The organism is Thermomonospora umbrina, from assembly GCF_003386555.1.
Taxonomy (GTDB): Bacteria; Actinomycetota; Actinomycetes; order Streptosporangiales; family Streptosporangiaceae; genus Thermomonospora; species Thermomonospora umbrina.
This window is the reverse complement of the sequence record NZ_QTTT01000001.1, coordinates 4,387,279-4,406,026: the sequence shown is the minus strand read 5'-3', so window position 1 is coordinate 4,406,026 and position 18,748 is coordinate 4,387,279. Positions and strand designations below refer to the sequence as shown.

13 protein-coding genes are annotated in these 18,748 nt (G+C 72.3%); 5 read left to right on the top strand and 8 right to left on the bottom strand.

Annotated features, from left to right (window positions below; all coding sequences use genetic code 11):
* Positions 1-40: 40 nt before the first annotated feature.
* Complete coding sequence (gene ftsE, locus DFJ69_RS19605) at positions 41-730, bottom strand: cell division ATP-binding protein FtsE (protein WP_116023943.1); 690 nt, start codon at positions 728-730, stop codon at positions 41-43.
* Positions 731-1,032: 302 nt separating this feature from the next.
* Between ftsE and DFJ69_RS19600 the strand changes: the two genes are divergently transcribed.
* Positions 1,033-1,176 (top strand): hypothetical protein, encoded by a 144-nt coding sequence (locus DFJ69_RS19600; RefSeq protein WP_245974464.1) that lies wholly within the window; start codon positions 1,033-1,035, stop codon positions 1,174-1,176.
* 22 nt (positions 1,177-1,198) lie between these two features.
* Here DFJ69_RS19600 and DFJ69_RS19595 read toward each other — a convergent pair whose 3' ends face one another.
* Positions 1,199-2,263: a DUF8094 domain-containing protein gene (locus DFJ69_RS19595; protein WP_116023941.1), complete on the bottom strand. Its 1,065-nt coding sequence runs from the start codon at positions 2,261-2,263 to the stop codon at positions 1,199-1,201.
* Positions 2,264-2,438: 175 nt separating this feature from the next.
* Here DFJ69_RS19595 and prfB point away from each other — a divergent pair, with 175 nt between their 5' ends.
* The 3 genes from prfB (at position 2,439) to DFJ69_RS19580 (ending at position 5,760) form a co-directional block, all read left to right on the top strand.
* The gene (gene prfB / locus DFJ69_RS19590; RefSeq protein ID WP_116023940.1) at positions 2,439-3,554 is read left to right on the top strand and encodes a peptide chain release factor 2; all 1,116 of its coding nucleotides are present in this window, start codon (positions 2,439-2,441) and stop codon (positions 3,552-3,554) included.
* 118 nt (positions 3,555-3,672) lie between these two features.
* Complete coding sequence (locus tag DFJ69_RS19585) at positions 3,673-4,683, top strand: DUF8094 domain-containing protein (RefSeq protein WP_116023939.1); 1,011 nt, start codon at positions 3,673-3,675, stop codon at positions 4,681-4,683.
* Positions 4,684-4,836: 153 nt separating this feature from the next.
* Complete coding sequence (locus tag DFJ69_RS19580) at positions 4,837-5,760, top strand: DUF8094 domain-containing protein (protein ID WP_116023938.1); 924 nt, start codon at positions 4,837-4,839, stop codon at positions 5,758-5,760.
* A 39-nt stretch (positions 5,761-5,799) separates the two neighbouring features.
* Here the strand turns inward: DFJ69_RS19580 and DFJ69_RS19575 are convergent, their stop codons facing one another.
* From DFJ69_RS19575 to DFJ69_RS35660, 3 genes are all read right to left on the bottom strand, one after another.
* On the bottom strand, positions 5,800-10,656 hold the full coding sequence (locus DFJ69_RS19575) for an NAD-glutamate dehydrogenase (protein WP_116023937.1): 4,857 nt from the start codon (positions 10,654-10,656) through the stop codon (positions 5,800-5,802).
* 112 nt (positions 10,657-10,768) lie between these two features.
* Positions 10,769-12,322: a serine/threonine-protein kinase gene (locus DFJ69_RS19570; RefSeq protein WP_116023936.1), complete on the bottom strand. Its 1,554-nt coding sequence runs from the start codon at positions 12,320-12,322 to the stop codon at positions 10,769-10,771.
* A gap of 96 nt (positions 12,323-12,418) precedes the next feature.
* Positions 12,419-14,035 carry a serine/threonine-protein kinase gene (locus DFJ69_RS35660; RefSeq protein WP_245974463.1) on the bottom strand — a complete coding sequence of 539 codons (1,617 nt, stop codon included), beginning with the start codon at positions 14,033-14,035 and terminating at the stop codon, positions 12,419-12,421.
* Between the two features lie 208 nt (positions 14,036-14,243).
* Here DFJ69_RS35660 and DFJ69_RS19560 point away from each other — a divergent pair, with 208 nt between their 5' ends.
* On the top strand, positions 14,244-15,191 hold the full coding sequence (locus tag DFJ69_RS19560; protein ID WP_245974462.1) for a C40 family peptidase: 948 nt from the start codon (positions 14,244-14,246) through the stop codon (positions 15,189-15,191).
* Positions 15,192-15,290: 99 nt separating this feature from the next.
* Here the strand turns inward: DFJ69_RS19560 and DFJ69_RS19555 are convergent, their stop codons facing one another.
* From DFJ69_RS19555 to DFJ69_RS19545, 3 genes are all read right to left on the bottom strand, one after another.
* Positions 15,291-17,249, bottom strand: a complete 1,959-nt coding sequence (locus DFJ69_RS19555) for an acetoacetate--CoA ligase (protein ID WP_116023935.1) — start codon at positions 17,247-17,249, stop codon at positions 15,291-15,293.
* 79 nt (positions 17,250-17,328) lie between these two features.
* Positions 17,329-18,078 (bottom strand): HAD family hydrolase, encoded by a 750-nt coding sequence (locus tag DFJ69_RS19550; RefSeq protein WP_116023934.1) that lies wholly within the window; start codon positions 18,076-18,078, stop codon positions 17,329-17,331.
* Between the two features lie 110 nt (positions 18,079-18,188).
* Positions 18,189-18,734 (bottom strand): COG1361 family protein, encoded by a 546-nt coding sequence (locus tag DFJ69_RS19545; protein ID WP_147312368.1) that lies wholly within the window; start codon positions 18,732-18,734, stop codon positions 18,189-18,191.
* Between the last annotated feature and the right edge of the window lie 14 nt (positions 18,735-18,748).

The window sequence follows — 18,748 nt, the reverse complement described above, 5'->3', positions numbered from 1 at the left end:
TTGGTCGACCTTGCCCGACGGTACCGGGATGAAGGCGGTGTCAGTACGCCTGGCCGTACACGCCGCGGGACTGGTCACGGACGACGCGGCCGTCCTCCAGCTCGACGACGCGTTTACGGAACGCGTCGACGATCGCGGCGTCATGGGTGGCCATGACGACGGTGGTCCCGGTCCGGTTGATCCGGTCCAGCACCTTCATGATGCCGATCGAGGTGGCCGGGTCGATGTTCCCGGTGGGCTCGTCGGCCAGCAGGATCATAGGCCGGTTCACGAACGCCCGCGCGATGGCGACGCGCTGCTGCTCGCCGCCGGAGAGCTCGTCGGGCATCCGGTGCGCCTTGCCCTCCAGGCCCACCAGATCGATGACCTCCGGCACCACCTTGGCGATGAACCGCCGCGGCTTGCCGATCACCTCGAGGGCGAACGCCACGTTCTCGAAGACGTTCTTGTTGGGCAGCAGCCGGAAGTCCTGGAAGACGCAGCCGATCCGGCGCCGCAGGTGCGGCACCTTCCAGTTGGTCAGCCTGCTGAGGTCCTTGCCCGCCACGTGGACGTGCCCCTGCGACGGCCGCTCCTCCTTGAGGACCAGGCGCAGGAACGTCGACTTGCCCGACCCGGACGGGCCGACCAGGAAGAGGAACTCGCCCTTCTCTATGGCGACGTTCACATGCGCGAGGGCCGGCCTGCCCTGGTTCGGGTAGACCTTGGTGACGTTGTCGAAGTGGATCACGGCTGCATCACGGCTCGTCAGTCTAGAGGCTGGGAACGGCTCCTTGGCCACCCCCGAGGGGTCCCGTGCACGCTGCCACGGGCACTCCGGGATAGCAGCCCGGTTGACCTTGGAGCAGTCTAGAGGGGATAGTCAAGCGCTCCGCCCCACTCGCGTCTCGATCCTCGGTTTCGACGCTCGTGGACAGGCTATGGCGACCATACAAGGCAGCTAGGCTGGATGTCGGCGAAAGAGGCCATTTACCCCAGGGAGGTCGCGAGATGAGCTGCGATCATCTGATCTGTGCTCGATGCTCGCACCCGGTGAGCGAGGGGCGATGCCCCACCTGCCGGGCGGCCCGCGACGAACTCCATGGTCACGGCCCCGCCGTTCCTCCCGCGGTGATCCTGGCGGGCCTGGTGCTGCTCTTCGCCCTGGCCCTGGCGCTCCGCCACGGGTTCGCCTGACGCGACACCCTCGACCCGCGGTCTAGGGCACCTTCTCCGGGGCGTCGGCCCGCGTGACGGCGCCGTCGATGCCGACGACGTCGGCCTTCGGCTGGACCTTGTCGCCCTTGACCTTGACCGGGACGTAGGCGGCGAACTGCAGCATCGAGGTCACCCGCACCTCCCTGCCCAGGATCAGCGTGTCCAGCAGGTGGGCGGCGTCGTGCGGGATCGGGGGACGGTCCCGTTCGCCCTTGGCCAGGGTCACCGCGTCGCGGCCCAGCGCGTACAGCACCAGGGCGCCGCCGTCCTCGGTGGCCAGCGGGAAGACCGGGTACAGCGGCGGCGGGAACACGACGTCGTAGGCCAGACTCTCCTTACCGGCCTGCTTCCTGATCTGGCGGGTCTCGGTGAAGTAGCCCGTGGTGCCGGGGCCGGGCTTCATCAGGTCGGCCGGAACGCTCTCGGGGCCCTCCTCGGCGATGGCGGCCTGGATGCCGGCCACGCTCTTGGGCTTGATCAGCAGGCTGCTCTCGTCGACGGTCAGGGCCTTGGCGTAGCCCTCCGGGTCGACGGCGATCCTCGGCGACTTGGCCTTGGGCGCCAGCAGGGTGCCGACGCTCAGCCGCCACGGGGACTCGGGGCTGCGACGGGCGAAGGCCATGATCGACGTGCGCTCGGAGTCCTTCGCGTCCTTGTCGGGCTCCTCCCCCTCGACGGGCCTGACCGTGCGCTCGGCGACGGCCACGAACCACTGGGGATAGGTGGTGTCCGACAGCTTCGGGACATAGAGGGTCGGCGCCGCGTACGTGTAGCGGGGCACCGGATCGCCGAGGTAGACCGCCTTGCGGTACTCGGCGGCGGTCAGCGACACCTGTCCGTCGGACACCCAGTTCAGCGCCAGCCGCTCGTCCCCGCCGGCCCTGGAGACGTCGTCGTTGTTGACGAACTTGTGGAACTCGCGGGCCGCCACCTGAAGGGTCAGCCGTTCGGGGGTGGGCGAGGAGGCCACCGCCGCCGGGGCGGCCGGAGTCCTGCGGCCCTCGCCCGAGCAGCCCGCCACCAGCAGCACCGCGACGGCCGGTACCGCCAGTGAGGTTCTTTTCACCGCCTGCCCCCCGACTCGTCCGACTTTGCCTGCTGGTGAGGTGAGATTCTGCCATCAAGAGCCGGACGCGTGGGCTGGGGGCACCGGTTCCCCCGAGGGGACGCGACAGGCGTGAACGGGCCGAACGACACCGAACGGGACCGGACCGGTGCCGGAACGCCGATAAACTCTCAGTGTGGCAGCCATCGATCCCGTAGATCAGCTCAAGGAGCTCGGCTCGACCCTAACGGGTATCGAGGCCGTGCTCGACATCGACGGCATGCGCGCCGACATCGCCCGGCTGCGCGAGGAATCGGCCGACCCGGACCTGTGGAGCGACCAGGAGCGCGCCCAGCAGGTGACGCGGAAGCTGTCCCATCTGGAGAGCGAGCTGACGCGGGTGACCTCGCTGCGCCAGCGGCTCGAGGACGTCACCACGCTCTACGAGATGGCCGACGAGATGGACGACACCGACACCAGGGTCGAGGCCGACGGCGAGCTGGCGACCCTGCTCAGGGACGTCCAGCAGCTCGAGGTCCGCACGCTGATGTCCGGCGAGTACGACGCCCGCGAGGCGCTGGTGACCATCAACGCCCAGGCCGGCGGGGTCGACGCGGCCGACTGGGCGCAGCAGCTCCAGCGGATGTACCTGCGCTGGGCGGAGCGCCACGGCTACCCCACCGAGGTCTACGACACCTCCTACGCCGAAGAGGCCGGGATCAAGTCGACCACCTTCGCGGTGAAGGCCCCCTACGCCTACGGCACGCTGCGCGGCGAGCACGGCACCCACCGGCTGGTGCGCATCTCGCCCTTCGACAACCAGGGGCGTCGGCAGACCTCGTTCGCGGGGCTGGACGTGGTGCCGGTGGTCGAGCAGAGCGACCACGTCGACATCGACGAGAGCGACCTGCGCATCGACGTCTACCGGTCGTCGGGCCCCGGCGGTCAGGGCGTCAACACCACCGACTCGGCGGTCCGCATCACCCACCTGCCCACCGGCATCGTGGTCTCCTGCCAGAACGAGCGCAGCCAGTTGCAGAACCGCGCCTCGGCGATGACGGTGCTGCAGGCCAAGCTGCTGGAGCGCAAGCGCCAGGAGGAGGCCGCCAAGATGGCCGACCTGCGCGGCGAGGGCACCACGAGCTGGGGCACCCAGATCCGCAACTACGTGCTGCACCCGTACCAGATCGTCAAGGACCTGCGCACCGGCACCGAGGCGGGCAACCCGTCCGCCGTGCTGGACGGCGAGATCGACCACTTCATCGAGGCCGAGATCCGCTGGATGCGGCAGCGGGAGTCCGAGAACGCCTGACGCCCTCCGGGGGCCCGAGGGCGGACTTTACGGGGACTTTTGCATTCGTAGAGTGAACGCATCGTCACTCTGCGATGATGCGTGACGAACGCCATCGACCGTCCCCCGGGGGTCCCCCATGTGCGTACGTCCTGCGATCGGCCTCCTGCTCCTTCCGCCGCTGCTGCTGTCCGCGGCCTGCGGCGGCGGCTCCGCCGAGAAGAGCGGTGACCCCGCCCTGAGCAAGCAGCAGGCCGCGAGCGTGCTCGAGCGCTACGAGCAGATCAAGAACGAGGTCCACGAGCGAGCCGCCCGGGCTCTGGACGGTGACCTGCTCGCCACCGCCGAGACCGGGCCGCAGTACCAGATGGACGTCGCCTCCTACAAGCTGCTGCGGGCGGCCAAGGAGAAGTTCCGGCCCCTGCAGTACGGGGAGCCGACCTTCTTCATCCCGCGCGTCACGGGCTACCCGCGCTGGTTCGCCGCCGAGGCCACCTCCCGGGTCGTCGTCCGCCAGGGCGGCAAGGAGAAGCTGGCCCGCCCGGTCCGGCACGCCATGCTGTTCACGCAGAACGGGCCGCAGGCCCCCTGGCTGCTGGCCGGCGACCCGCTGCCGGCGGGCGAGTCCCTCGTCGGGAAGATCGATCTCGACGAGGAGGGGCTCGCCGATGCGGTCCCGCCCACCGACGGCGAGAAGCTGGTCGTGTCCCCCGCAGAGCTCCGGGTCGCCCATGCCGCGCTGCTCAGCAAGGGGCCCGGTGCCGCCGATCAGGGCGCGGTGCTCGCCGGCGGACCCGCCACCGACCAGGCGCACGCCGCGCTGCAGAAGGCGACCGACCAGTTCCAGACCCTGGGCATCACGCTGACGTCGCGGTTCGTGCCGCACAGCGCGCCGGTGTACGCTCTGCGCACGAACGATGGCGGTGCGCTGGTCTGGTACGTGCTCCAGCAGAACGAGACCTACACCGCCAACGCACCGGGCAAGCTCTCCGTGGTCGGCGACCTCAAGGGACTGATCCCCGCCAAGGCCGTCCGCACCCGCCTGGACACCACCGTCCTCGTCCAGTACCTGGCCCGGATCCCCGCCACCAAGGGCAAGGCCACCGTCACCGGGACCTACCGCAAGGCCGTCGAGGCCCGCGCGTCCTGAGGACCCCCAGTACCCCGCCGGATGCCGACGCACCCCCGCGCTTCCTGACCGCTGTAGCGGAAGCATCGGCATCCGGCGGGCTCCACCGCGCATCGATCCCGCGACGTCACTAGACTGGCGGCGCCCCCGATGATCGTCCCGAGGTGGGATCGCATGCGCCGACGCCTGGCCGGCCCGCTCGTGGCCGTCGCCCTGGTCGCGTCCGGCTGCGCCGGTGACGAACCGGAGGCCGCCGCCCCCTCCGAGGCGCCGCCCTCCGGGCCCGCGCCCGCCGTGTCGACCGAGGAGTCGTACCGGATCCTGCGGGACTGGACCGTCCGGCACAACAAGGCGGTCGCGTCGGGCGTGCCGGCCCAGTGGCGGGACCTGGCGACCGGGGGGCTCGAGCAGCCGCTGATCCGGCGGGTCTGGACCTACGGAAAGCTCCCTCCGTCGACGCGGGTCGCGCTGCGGAACCCGGCGATGTACGTGCCCCGACTCGCCGGCCACCCCAAGTGGTTCGCCGCCGCCGCCGTGGACGACGTCGACGGGCCCGGGCGGCAGGTGCTGGTGGTGTTCCAGCAGGCCAAGCCCAACGATCGGTGGCGGGCGGCGCACTGGCTGGTGTTCCGCGGCCGGCCGCCCGCGCTGAACTTCGACCGCGAGGGCTACGCCGTCCCGACGGCCGACCGCTCGCTGGCGGCCGGACACTCGGCCTTCCTGACGACCGGCGACGCGAGCAGGTTCCGCCCCGACGGGTTCACCCGGCGGGCGCGACGTCCGGCCCCTCCGCGCGGCTGGTCGATGAACAGTCGGTACGCCCCGACCCGGCATCCGGTGTTCGCGCTGCGGACCGGCGACGGCGGTTCCCTGGTCTGGTACTCGGTCGAGCAGCGGACGACCTACCGGCGGGCCCCGCGTGGACGGCCCGCGACGCTCCCGCCCGACCTGCGCGGCGCGCTCGCCCAGGCCAAACGGCTGAAGGCGGCCACCGTCGAGACCACCTGGATCTGGCTGGCCATCGGGTACGCGCCTCCGCGGGGCCCCGCCCACGTCATCGGCGAGAGCCTCCACCTGACGGACGTCCGGGCCCGCTGAGCCCTGCGGGGCCCGGTGTCGCCCCGGGCCCCGGACGGATCAGTCCCTGCTGCGGGGCAGCGTCGAGGCCGTGACCAGGTTGCGGATGGCGCCGAGGGCGACCGACAGGGTGGCCAGGTCGAAGTTGTCGCTCTCCCAGATCTCCCCGAGGGTGCGCTGGGCCCGCGTCACCGTGGCCTGGTTCTTGTCGGACCAGCCGATGAGCCGTTCCTCCGGCGCCAGGCCGGGCTCCGTGGAGACCAGCACGTCGCGGGTGAGGGCCGCGTGCGCGGCGTACAGGTCGTCGCGCAGCGAGGCCCGGGCCATGGACTTCCATCGGTCGCCGCGCGGCAGGGCGATGATCCGCTCCCGCAGCCGGGCCAACTGGATCCGGTCGGCCAGGTCGAAGTAGACCTCGGCGACCTCCTCCACCGACCGTCCGGTGTCGTGCGCGATCTCGACCAGGTCGAACGTCGAGTAGGCGGGGACCATCATGGCCACCTGCTCGGCCAGCTCGTCGGGCACCCCGGACTCGGCGAAGCCGTTGCGGCGCTGCTCGAAACCGGCGAGGTCGAGGCCGCCCAGCACCTTGGGGAGCTGCCCGGCCAGGGCGCGCACGCCGCCGGTGAAGAACTCGATGTTCTCCTTGATGCCGAACGGCGGTCGGCGGTTGCGCAGCAGCCAGCGGGTGCCGCGCTCGGTGAGCTTGCGGGCCTCCAGCAGCATCCTGATCTGCGTGGACTCGTCCACCTGGTACGACAGGGACTCGACCTGCCGCCAGAAGGTGGGCATGTCGAACACCTCGCGGGCCACCAGGTAGGCCCGGGCGATGTCGGCGCTGGACGCCCCGGTCTCCTCGTTGATGCGGAAGACGAAGGTGGTGCCGCTGTTGTTGACCAGGTCGTTCACCACCCGGGTGGCGGTGATCTCGCGGCGCAGCGGATGCCGGTCCATGTGGGCGCGGAACCGGGTGCGCAGCGGTGTCGGGAAGTAGTCGACCAGCCAGGACTCCAGGTACGGGTCGTCGGGCAGGTCGGAGGCGACCAGCTCGTCGTCCAGGGCCAGCTTGGCGTAGGCCAGCAGCACCGCGAACTCCGGCCCGGTCAGCCCGTGGCCCGACTGCCGCCGCTCGGCCAGCACCTTCTCGTCGGGCAGGAACTCCAGCCGCCGCTTGAGCCTGCCGTCGCGCTCCAGTTTGCGCAGGTGACGGCCGTGCACGTGGAGCATGGACGGGGCCTGGGCGCGGGCGGCGGCCAGTGTCACGTTCTGGGCGTAGTTGTCCCACAGCACCAGGTCGGCGACCTCGTCGGTCATCTCGTCGAGCAGGGCGTCGCGCTGCTTGCCGGTCAGCTCGCCGTCCCGCACGGCCTGGTCGAGCAGGATCTTGATGTTGACCTCGTGGTCGGAGGTGTCGACCCCGGCGGAGTTGTCGATGAAGTCGGTGTTCACCAACCCGCCGAGCCCGCCCTCCCCGCCGCGCAGGGCGAACTCGATGCGGGCGAGCTGGGTCAGGCCGAGGTTGCCGCCCTCACCGATGACCTTGCAGCGCAGCTCGGTGGCGTCGGCGCGGAGCGCGTCGTTGGCCTTGTCGCCGACGTCGGCGTGGTTCTCCGCGGACGCCTTGACGTAGGTGCCGATGCCGCCGTTCCACAGCAGGTCGACCGGGGCGCACAGGGCGGCGTGGATCAGGTCGAACGGGGTCATCGACAGCACGTCGTCGTCGAGGCCGAGCGCCGCGCGCATCTGCGGGGTGACGCGGATCGACTTGGCCGAGCGCGGGAACACCCCGCCGCCCGTCGAGATCAGCGCGGTGTCGTAGTCGGCCCACGAGCTGCGCGGCAGCCCGAACAGGCGCTCGCGCTCGGCGAAGGAGACGGCCGGGTCGGGGTCGGGGTCGATGAAGATGTGCCGGTGGTCGAAGGCGGCCACCAGCCTGATGTGCCGCGACAGCAGCATCCCGTTGCCGAACACGTCGCCGGACATGTCGCCGATGCCGACGACGGTGAAGTCCTCGTTCTGGACGTCCTTGCCGAGGGTGCGGAAGTGGTACTTGACCGACTCCCAGGCGCCCCGGGCGGTGATGCCCATGGCCTTGTGGTCGTAGCCGACGGAGCCGCCGGAGGCGAACGCGTCGCCGAGCCAGAACCCGTACGAGACGGCGACCTCGTTGGCGATGTCGGAGAACGTCGCGGTGCCCTTGTCGGCGGCGACCACCAGGTAGGGGTCGTCGCCGTCGTGGCGGACCACGCTGGGCGGCGGCATGACCGCGCCGTCCACCAGGTTGTCGGTGATGTCGAGCAGGCCGCTGATGAACTCCTTGTAGCAGGCCACGCCGGCGGCCATGAAGGCGTCCCTGTCGGAGGCATCCGGCAGTTGCTTGCCGACGAAGCCGCCCTTGGCCCCGGCGGGGACGATCACGGTGTTCTTCACCGCCTGCGCCTTGACCAGCCCGAGGATCTCGGTGCGGAAGTCCTCGCGGCGGTCCGACCAGCGCAGCCCGCCGCGCGCCACCGAGCCGAACCGCAGGTGGACGCCCTCGACGCGGGGCGAGTAGACGAACACCTCGAACTTGGGCCGGGGCTGCGGCAGGTCGGGGATGCGCTCCGGGTCGAACTTCAGCGACAGGTACGGCTTGCGCTGGAAGTGGTTGGTGCGCAGGGTGGCGTCGATCATCGCCAGATAGGAGCGCAGGATCCGGTCCTCGTCCAGGCTCGCCACGTCGTCGAGGGCGCCGGTCAGCTCCTCGGCGATGGCCAGGCTGCGTTCGGACTCGCCGCCCGCCAGGGCCGGGTCGAGCCGCGACTCCCACAGCCGGATCAGCAGCCGGGTGATGGTGGCGTTGCGCAGCAGCACCTGCTCGATGTACCGCTTGCTGAAGGTGATGCCGGTCTGCCGCAGGTAGAGCGCGTACGCGCGCAGCACCATCGCCTGCGACCAGGTCAGCCCGACGTGCAGCACCAGGGCGTTGAAGCCGTCGTTCTCGATCTCGCCGCGCCACAGGGCCTCGAAGGCGTCCTGGAACAGCTCCTTGACGCGGTCCTGCGGGACGGGGCCCACGGGCTCGTAGCGCAGGCCCAGATCGTAGATCCAGTAGCGCCGGGAGTCGGGGGTGAGGACCTCGTACGGCCGTTCGTCCACCACCTCGACACCCATGTTCTGCAGCAGCGGCAGCACGTGGGACAGCGAGATGGGCGGGCCCAGCCGGTAGATCTTCAGCCGGCGCTCCCCCGCCACCGACCGGTACGGCTCGTACAGGTTGATGGAGATCTCGCCGTCCTCGGACAGGTCGTCGAGGCGCTTGAGGTCGGCGACGGCGGTGCGGGCCGGGAAGTCGGCCTTGTAGCCCTCGGGGAACGCGTCGCCGAACCGGCGGGACAGCTTGCCCGCGCGCTCCTCGCCGCACTGCTCCACGATGGCCTCGGCGAGGTCGTCGGCCCACGAGCGGGTGGCGGCGGTGATCCGCTTCTCCAGCTCGTCGGGGTCGACCTCGGGCAGCGGCTTGCCGCGCTGCCCGCGCACCACCACGTGCAGCCGGGCGAGGTTGGACTCCGACACCATCGCGCTGTAGTCGACCGTGACGCCGTCGAACGCCTGCCGCAGGATCTCCTGGATGCGCAGCCTGATGCGGGTGGTGTAGCGGTCGCGCGGCAGGTAGATCAGGCACGACATGTAGCGGCCGTACGCGTCCTGCCGCAGGAACAGCTTGAGCTGCTTGCGGTCGCGCAGCCGCAGCACGCCCAGGGCGATGGGGACCAGCTCGTCGACCGTGGTCTGGAACAGCTCGTCGCGGGGGTACGTCTCCAGGATCTCGGCGAGGTCCTGGCCGTCGTAGCTGTCGGAGGAGAACCCGGCCCGGTCGACGACCTCGTCCAGCTTGCGCTTGAGCGTGGGGATGTGGGAGATCGACTCGCTGTAGGCGACGTGGGTGAACAGGCCCAGGAAGCGCCGCTCGCCCACCACGTCGCCGTTGGGGGCGAACCGCTTGACGCCGATGTAGTCGAGGTAGTGCGGCCGGTGGACGGTGGAGCGCGAGTTGGCCTTGGTGACGATGAGCAGCCGTCGTTCGCGCGCCTTGGCCCGCACCTCGGGGGGCAGTGACGCGAAGCTGCCGGACTCGCGCTTGTCGTTGCGCAGGATGCCGAGCCCGGTGCCGGTCACCGGGATGAGGGCGGTGCCGTCGTCGGACAGGTCGTAGTCGCGGTAGCCGAGGAACGTGAAGTGCCCGTCGGCCAGCCAGTCCAGCAGCTCGACGCTCTCGGCCAGCTCCTTGGCGGCCAGCGGCGGCGGGGTCTCGGCGATCTCCTGGGCGATCGCCCCGGCCAGCGACCGCATCTTGGGCTCGTCCTCGACCGCCGACCGCACGTCCTGCAGCACCCGCTGGAGGTCCCTCTCGACGCGTTCGAGCAGGGCGCGGTCGCTGGTGCGGTCCACCTCGATGTGGATCCAGGACTCGTCCATGTCGTGCGGGCTGTCCTTCTTGCCGCGGAACGCGTGCAGGTGCCCGGCGACGTCGCGATCGACGCCCATCAGCGGGTGGACGATCAGGTGGGTGGCCAGGTCGTGACGTCCGAGCTCCATGGTGACGCTGTCGACGAGGTAGGGCATGTCGTCGGTGACCACTTGGACGATGGTGTGCCCGGGGTCCCAGCCGTGCTCCTCGAGGGTGGGGGTGAACACCCGCACCTTGGCACGGCCCTGGGGGCGCTCCTCGGCGAGCCGTCGCTGCGCGACCGCGGGGCCGTACACGTCGGCCGGGTCGCGCTCGAGCAGGTCCTCGGGGGCGATGTGCCGGTAGTAGAGCCGGAGGTACTCGACGGTCTCGTCGAGCCCGCCCAAGCGGTCACCAGGTGCCTGGAGACCCACCTCGGCGGCCCGCTTCAGCAGGTCGTCCTTGGCCAGATCGAGCTTCCCGCCCATGCAACACTCCCCTAGAACCCTCGCCACCCCGTTGTGGCGCCGCTCATGGGCGCCAGCCTAGTCACGAAACCGCCGTCGTGCCGAACGATGATCGCGCTACCCGGGGGTGACATCACTGCTCCGTCTCGGGCGGGGTCCCGGACGGGTCCGGCGGCGGCGTCCCGGGGTCCGGCGGCGGGCTCGACGGCGAGGGGTCCGGCGGGTCGCTCGGCGGATCCGTGGGCCCCGTCGAGGGGTCGGTGGGCTGCGGCTCCGGGTCCGGGTCGGGCGGCGCGCTCTTCGTCGGCTCGGGTCGTACGGTGGTGGACGGGGCGGGGTCGGGCGGCCCATCGTCGGGCGGCGGGTCGTACCGCTTCTCGGGGCCGTCGTCGACGTGCTCGGTGCCGACGTCGTCGGGGCCGCCCACGTTCTGCCCCTCGCCCTGCCCGCCCCCGCCTCCCAGCGCGAACGCGACGGTGGCGAGGACGACGAGCAGCAGGGCGCCCGCGACGGCCAGGACCGCCGGGCGTCCCGGTCGGGGAACCCCGCCGCGGCCCGCGGATCGGGCCTGCGCTCGGGCGACGTCCTGGGTGGACATCGTGCCGAGGCCGTTCTGCTCGGCCCATTCGTGCGGGGTCGGCAGCTTGCCGCCGCCGACCGCCGGGAAGGTCCCGGTGGGTCGGGGCCCGGACTCCGTGACGGGTTCGGGCCTCTCCTCCGGGGGCGGCGGGGGCGGCGTCGGGGTCGGACGGCGTCGGGCGGGGCGGTCGACGCGGGTGGCGTCGTCGTCGAGGTCGGCGGCCAGCTCGCTGGCCACCGCCAAGAGCGCCGTGGGGTCGGCGTCGTCGCCGGCGGCGGCGCCGGGGGCCGCCGCGGCCGGGTCGTCGTGTCCGAGCAGCCTCATCAGCAGCCCGCCCGCCTCGGGCCGGTCGGCGGGGTCCTTGGCCAGGCAGGCGTCCACCAGGTCGACGAGCGGGCCGGTGAGGTCGCCGAGGTCGGGCTCGGCGTTGAGGATCCGGTTGATGACCGCCGGGATGTTGTCCTGCCCGAACGGGGGCCTGCCGGTGGCGGCGAACGCGATGGTGGCCGCCCAGCAGAACACGTCGGCGGCCGTCCCGGCGTCCGCCCCCTTGAGCTGCTCGGGCGCCATGTAGGCGGGGGTGCCGATGATCTGGCTGGTCACCGTGCTCGCGCCGCTGATCGCCCGGGCCACGCCGAAGTCGATGACCCGGGGGCCGTCCGGGCCGATCAGCACGTTGTGCGGCTTGAGGTCGCGGTGGACGATCCCGGCCTGGTGGATGGAGACCAGCGCGGTCGCGGTGCCGATGGCCAGCCGTTCCAGCGCCGCCCCGGACAGTGGGCCCTGCTCGGCGACCCGGACGGCCAGCGAGGGTCCGGGCACGTACTCGCTGACGATGTAGGGACGGTCGCCCGCCACGTCGGCGTCCAGCACCTGGGCCGTGCAGAAGCCGGCGACCCGCTTGGCGACCTCGAGCTCCCGCAGGAAGCGGGCGCGGGCCCGCTCGTCGGCGGTCAACTCGGCGTGCAGCAGCTTGACGGCGACCCGACGGCCGTCCTCCGCGACGCCGAGGAAGACGGCGCCCTGGCCGCCGTGCCCGAGCCGGCCCTCCAGGACGTACTCGCCGAGCCGCTCCGGATCATCGGTCCGCAGCGCCTCCGCCTCCATCACACGGCCCCTCTCACCACGGATCACGGCCGGAGGCCGGGACGAACGGCGAGGTGGATCCCTGCGCCGGCGACTTGCGAACTGTCACGTTACAGCTCAGTAGCCGCCGGTTCCTCCATCTCCCGTGGAAGGGTCCCCATCGCCCCCTTCCGGGGTGGTTCCGGTGTCGGAGGGGTGGGGCGAGGGGTCGGTGGGCGTCGGGGTGACGCTCGGGGTGGGCGTGGTCTCGCCGCTGGGCGTCGGGGTCGGATGGGTCCCGTTGCCGCCGCCGCCGTACCCGCCGTTGCCTCCGGACCCGCCGCCGTACCCGCCGTACCCACCGGTGCCCCCGGTCGTCGGGGACGACGGGACGGTGGAGGTGCCCGGCTGGGGGTCGTCGTTCTGGGCGGGCGTGCCGGCGTACGGGCCGGTGCCGTTCTGCGTGGTGCCGTTCTGACCGGTGCCGGCGGACGGGGAGGACGTTCCGGCGGCGGGCTTCATCTTCCGGGCGTCCTGAGAGTCGCCGAGGGCCGACATCGTCATGATGCCGGTCACCACGAGAGCCGCCAGCGCTCCCGTACAGGCCATGGCCACCCGCACTCGTGGCCCGGCGCGCCGGGGCCCGGCCGCCGGGATCGTGGGAAGGGGCGGCTGCGGAACGGGCCCGTACCCGGGCATCTCGTAGGCGACGGGCCCGAGCGGTCGCTGCGGCTCGGGGGGAGGAGGCGGCGGCGGGACGTGCTCGGTCACCTCGGAGTCGGTGGACCCCCCGGGACCGGCGGGATCGGTCGGGCCGTCCGCGACCGTGCCCGCCGCCGCCACACCCGGAACGACGAGGCCCACGGCGGCCAGCGTGGCGGCACGGGCCAGCATCCCGTCCTCGCCGGTCGTCGCCGGCGCCGGTACGGGCTCGTCCTCCTGACCGAGCAGGCGCAGCAGGATCTGCCGGGCGGTGGGCCGCCGCGCCGCATCCTTGGCCAGACAGTCGGCGACCAGCGAGCGCATCGGCTCCGGCAGGCCGCTCAGCTCGGGCTCGGCGTTGATGATGCGGTTGACCACCAGCGGAATGGTGTCGGAGCCGAACGGGGCCTGCCCGGTCGCCACGTAGGCGATCATCGCGCCCCAGGCGAACACGTCCACCGCCGGGGTCACGGGCCCGCCCGCGAGCTGCTCGGGCGACATGTAGGCGGGGGTCCCGACGATCCGGCTGGAGGTGGTGGCCTCGCCGTCCAGGTCCTTGGCGATGCCGAAGTCGATGACCCGGGGCCCGTCCGCGGCGATCAGCACGTTGCCCGGCTTGAGGTCGCGGTGCACGATCCCGGCGCGGTGGATGGCCACCAGGGCGGTGACGACGCCGATGGCCAGCCGGTCCAGCGCGGCGCCGGTGATCGGGCCCCGCTCGGCCACCAGCCGGTACAGCGACGGCCCCGGCACGTATTCGCTGACCAGGTACGGCAGGTCGCCGGCCACGTCGGCGTCCAGCACCTGCGCGGTGCAGAACCGGGCCACCCGCATGGCCGCGCGGGCCTCGCGGACGAACCGTTCCCGGGCCCTGGGGTCCTCGGTCTGCTCGGCGTGCAGCAGCTTGACCGCGACGAGCCGGCCGTCGGGGGCCGTGCCCAGGTAGACCGCCCCCTGCCCGCCGGCGCCCAGCCGCCCCTCCAGCCGGTAGTCGCCCAGCCGTCGCGGGTCCCCCGCGCGCAGCGGTGCCACCGTCTCCGGGATCGAGGCCACGTGCGATCCCTCCCTCCAGGTCGGCGCGGGCCGCGGTCCGGCGTTATTTCCGGTCGGTCCCACAACGTCTGTGATGCCGTGGGCGCCATCGGGGTTCGCCGTTCATCGCGGCGAGAGGGAACGGCAGTGATTGGGAAAAGCAGGAGTGTAATTACACGACCACGGGTAGTGACTTTCGTGGCGATCTTCGAGAGGGGGTACGACAGATATGTCAATTCCGTTAAAGGCCATCTGCGGTGCCGCGACTCTGGCGTTCGCGCTCACGCCCGGCATTCGGGAGGCCCACGCCGCCGAGCACACCGGCGCGTCGGGGGCGCTGCCCGAGGAATCCGGCGGCGAACAGGGCATGCTTTCGCCGCCGTCGCGGGGCCGCCGGCCGGTCCTCGGTCCGGTGGATCCGATCCGGCCGGGAAAGGGCGGGCCCGCCGGTCCGCCCACCGTCCGAGGGGCCGAATTCCGGCCCGACCACGAGACGCAGGACACGCATCCGGAGCAGGCTCTGCCGCCGCAGGCCATGCCGCCGCACGCCGGTCCGCAGGCCGGTCCCGAGCACGCCGCACCGGCGCAGTCGGGGGCCGAGGAGGCCGAGTTCGAGCAGGCCGAGCCGGGCGGGCACGCCGGGCCGCTGCTGCCGGCCGGACCGACCGGCCCGATCTCGCAGGGCGGTCTGCACGGCCGCGGGATGGGCGCGCACCTGCACGCCCAGGCGCTGGCCTGGCGCCAGCGGGCCGCCCGCGCCAAGCGGGCCCGGCTGATCGCGCAGTGGCAGGGCCGCGCCGACCGCGCCGTGAACTTCGCGATGGCGCAGCGCGGCAAGCCCTACCGATGGGGCGGCACCGGCCCGTACGGCTACGACTGCTCCGGCCTCGTCCAACGGGCCTGGCGCAGGGCGGGGGTGACCATCCCGCGGGTGACGCACGACCAGTACCGCGGCATCCGCAAGAAGGTGCAGCGCCGGAACCTGCGTCCCGGCGACCTGCTGCTGTTCAACGGGCTCCGGCACGTCGGCATGTACGTGGGCGACGGCAGGTTCGTCCACGCGCCGCGGCCGGGGCGGTCCATCACGACCGAGCGGCTGCGCGGCTACTACGCGCGCAGCTACGTCGGCGCCGTCCGCCCGGCCTGGCCGCGGCTGCCGGAGATTCCCACGCACTGAACACACCGATCACGCACTGATCGCTCAGAAGGCGGGACACTCCGGGCATCTGCCATATGCCCGGGGCGTCCCGCTTTCATGCGACGTCCGGGGCGGAGATCACTCGGGTCGGAAGTGGTCCAGGACCTCGGGGTTCGCCATCGAGCCCCGGTTGGCGGCCTGCTCGACCGGGGTGCCGAGCAGGATCTTCCGGACCGGGATCTCCAGCTTCTTGCCGGACAGCGTGCGCGGCACGCCGGGCACCTCCCGGATCTCGTCGGGGACGTGGCGCGGCGACAGCGCCGCCCGCAACGCCGCCCGGACCCGGCCGGTCAGCCCCTCGTCCAGCACGGCGCCGGGAGCGAGCTGCACGTACAGCAGCAGCCGGCCCTCCTCGCCCAGCCGGCCGGTGTCGATCACCAGGCTGTCGACGATCTCCTCGAACGCCTCGACCACCCGATAGAAGTCGGCGGTGCCCATCCGCACCCCGCCCCGGTTGAGGGTGGAGTCGGACCGGCCGTAGATCACGCAGCCGCCGTCGGGCAGGATCTTGATCCAGTCGCCGTGCCGCCAGACCCCGGGAAAGCCCTCGAAGTAGGACTCCCGGTAGCGCTCACCGTCGGGGTCGTTCCAGAAGAACACCGGCATGGACGGCATCGGCTCGGTGAGCACCAGCTCGCCCACCTCGTCGATGACCGGCCGGCCGGCGTCGTCGTACGCCTCGACCTTGGCGCCCAGCCCGCGGCACTGGATCACCCCGGGCCGCAGCGGCAGCAGCACCGAGGGCCCCACGAACCCGGTGCACACGTCGGTGCCGCCCGAGAACGAGCCCAGCAGCACGTCGGAGCCGACCGCCTCGTACACCCAGTCGAACCCCTCCGGGGGCAGCGGCGAGCCGGTGGACCCGATGCCGCGCAGCGCCGACAGGTCGAACTCCGCGCCCGGCCGCATCTCCGCCTTGCGGGACGCCATGAGGTACGGGGCCCCGACGCCGAGGTAGGTGACCCCGGCCTCGGCCGCCAGCCGCCACAGCACGTCACCGCCGGGCGCGCCGTCGTACATCACCACCGTGGCCCCGACCAGCAGCCCTCCGACCAGGTAGTTCCACATCATCCAGCCGGTCGTGGTGTACCAGAGGAACACGTCGCCGGGCCCGAGGTCCTGATGGAACGACAGCGCCTTCAGATGTTCCAGCACCACGCCGCCGTGCCCGTGCACGATCGGCTTGGGCAGGCCCGTCGTGCCGGAGGAGTACACCACCCACAGCGGGTGGTCGAACGGGACGTCCTCGAACTCCAGGTCGTGGCCCGGGCGGGGCAGGTCGGCGTAGGCGACACCCTTGTCCAGGCCGCCCGTCCCCACCGCCGGGTCGAGGTAGGGCACCAGGACGGTCGCGGCGAGCGTGGGCAGGGCCCGCTCGATCTCGGCGACGGTCTCGAGACGGTCGAAGTGCCGGCCGTTGTAGGCGTAGCCGTCGACCGCGATCAGCACCTTGGGCTCGATCTGCGCGTACCGGTCGATCACGCTGGACGACCCGAAGTCCGGGGAGCACGACGACCAGACCGCGCCGAGCGAGGCGACCGCCAGGAAGCAGATGAGCGCCTCGGGGATGTTGGGCAGGTAGGCCACCACCCGGTCGCCCCGACCCACGCCCAGCTCCGCCAGACCGGCCCGGATGTGCGCCACGTGCAGGGCCACCTCGCGGCGGCTCAGCGTGCGGTGCCCGCCCGCCTCCGACCGGAAGACCACGGCGACGTCGTCGGGGTGTTCGTCGGCCCCGCGCAGGGCGTTGGCGGCGTAGTTGACGGTGGCGCCCGGGAACCAGCGCAGCCCGTCCACCGGCATCGGCCCGCCCTCGCGGACGGGTCCGTCCCCGCGCGCGCCGACGACGTCGAAGTACGACCAGATCGAGTCCCAGAAGGCGTCGACCTCGGTCACCGACCAACGCCAGAGGTCCTCGTAGGAGTCACCGGTGGGCCCGGGACCGCCGCGCTCGGCGAGCCACCGCCGGTACGCGGTCACCCGGGCCCTCGAGATCACCTCGTCGGACGGCTCCCACAGAGACTTCACCTGTGCCATGACCCTGACCTTCCCACGCAACGGGCGGCACCGGCATCCGCCCTCCGCCCCGAGTCTCGCAACCGGACCCGGGCGCGGCTCACGAGGGGGTGCCGGTGGTGAGCCGCTCGACCGCGTGGACCACGCTCTCGGTGTCGGCCAGCGTGGGGAGCACGACGTCGGCCCCGGCGGCGCGCAGCTCGGCCTCGGTGGCGCCGCCGGTGGCGACCCCCACGGACCCCGCCTTGGCGATCTTGGCGGCCTGCACGTCGCGGACCGAGTCGGCGATGTAGACGGTCAGGCCCTTGGTGTCGCCGGTCTGCCAGGCGGCGGACTCGTCGAAGGCGATGCCGTACTTCTCCGAGGCCCGGCTGCGGGCCAGCTCCAGCAGGGCGGCCTTGCTGTAGACGCCGTTCTCGTAGCCGCCGACCTCGGTGTCCAGATGCGTGTCGAGGCCGAACTCGGCGAGCTTGAGGACCGCGTTGGGCTGAATGGAGCCGGTCAGCACCGACTGCACGCAGCCGCGCCCCCGCCCCAGCGCGACGGCGGCCTCCTTGGCGCCCGGCAGCAGCCGCCCGTGGGTGCGGAGCAGCCCCCGGCGGGCGGCGAACGCCTGCGCCAGCGCGGCCATGAACGTGGCCAGGTCGTCGTCGGCGGGCTCGATGTCGTTGAACGCCAGGGTCTCGAAGATGATCTCCGACTCGGTGCGCCCGGACACCGGGGCCAGCCGGACCAGCGGACGCCCCGTGGTCCGCTGGAACGCCTCGGCGTAGGCGTCCCGGGTGACCCTTCCGACATCGACCAGCGTGTGGTCGATGTTCCACAGCACCAGGCGGTAAGGCGTCGACATCCCGTTCCCATTGTGCGTGCGCGGCGCCCGGGGCCTGCAGCTCCGGCGCGGTCCGTGCGGTCGGCCCCAGCCTACGGCCGGGGGCGGGGGCGGGACAGCACGCGGCGGTCTCAGCCCCCCGACCCGGTGCCGTCGACCAGCACGCCGGTGGTGACGGCCTCCCCGCCGACGACCTCGTAGGTCAGGTCGCCGTGCGGGGCGTGGGTCAGGAAGCCCGGGAAGGTGTGGATCAGCACGCGGTCGCCGGCCCGGCCGGTGCGGGAGGCGCGGCCCTCGACCCGCACGGTGCGGGTCTCGCCCGGGCCCAGCTTCGGGAAGAGGCAGTCGACGCGCACGGTGCCGGAACAGTGCGGGTCGCTGACCGACCGCACGTCGAGCCCGGTCTCGGACGAGCCGGTGGCCGCCTTCTCGCTGCGCACCGCGAGCTGTCGGATGGCGGAGCCGCCGTCGTTGGTCACGCTGAACCGGTAGCGGAACACCGACCCGGGCTGCAGGGAGCTCGGCGTGACGGTGCGGTCGGCGGCGACCCGGACGTCGCCCTCGGCGTCCTCGGAGAGGGTGACGCGGCGGGGCCCGTCCTGGCCGCTCAGCCAGGCCAGCGCGGCCACGGCCACGGCGAGGCCCGCCATCACCCCCACGATCACCATCCGGCGCACGCGATCCCCCCCGA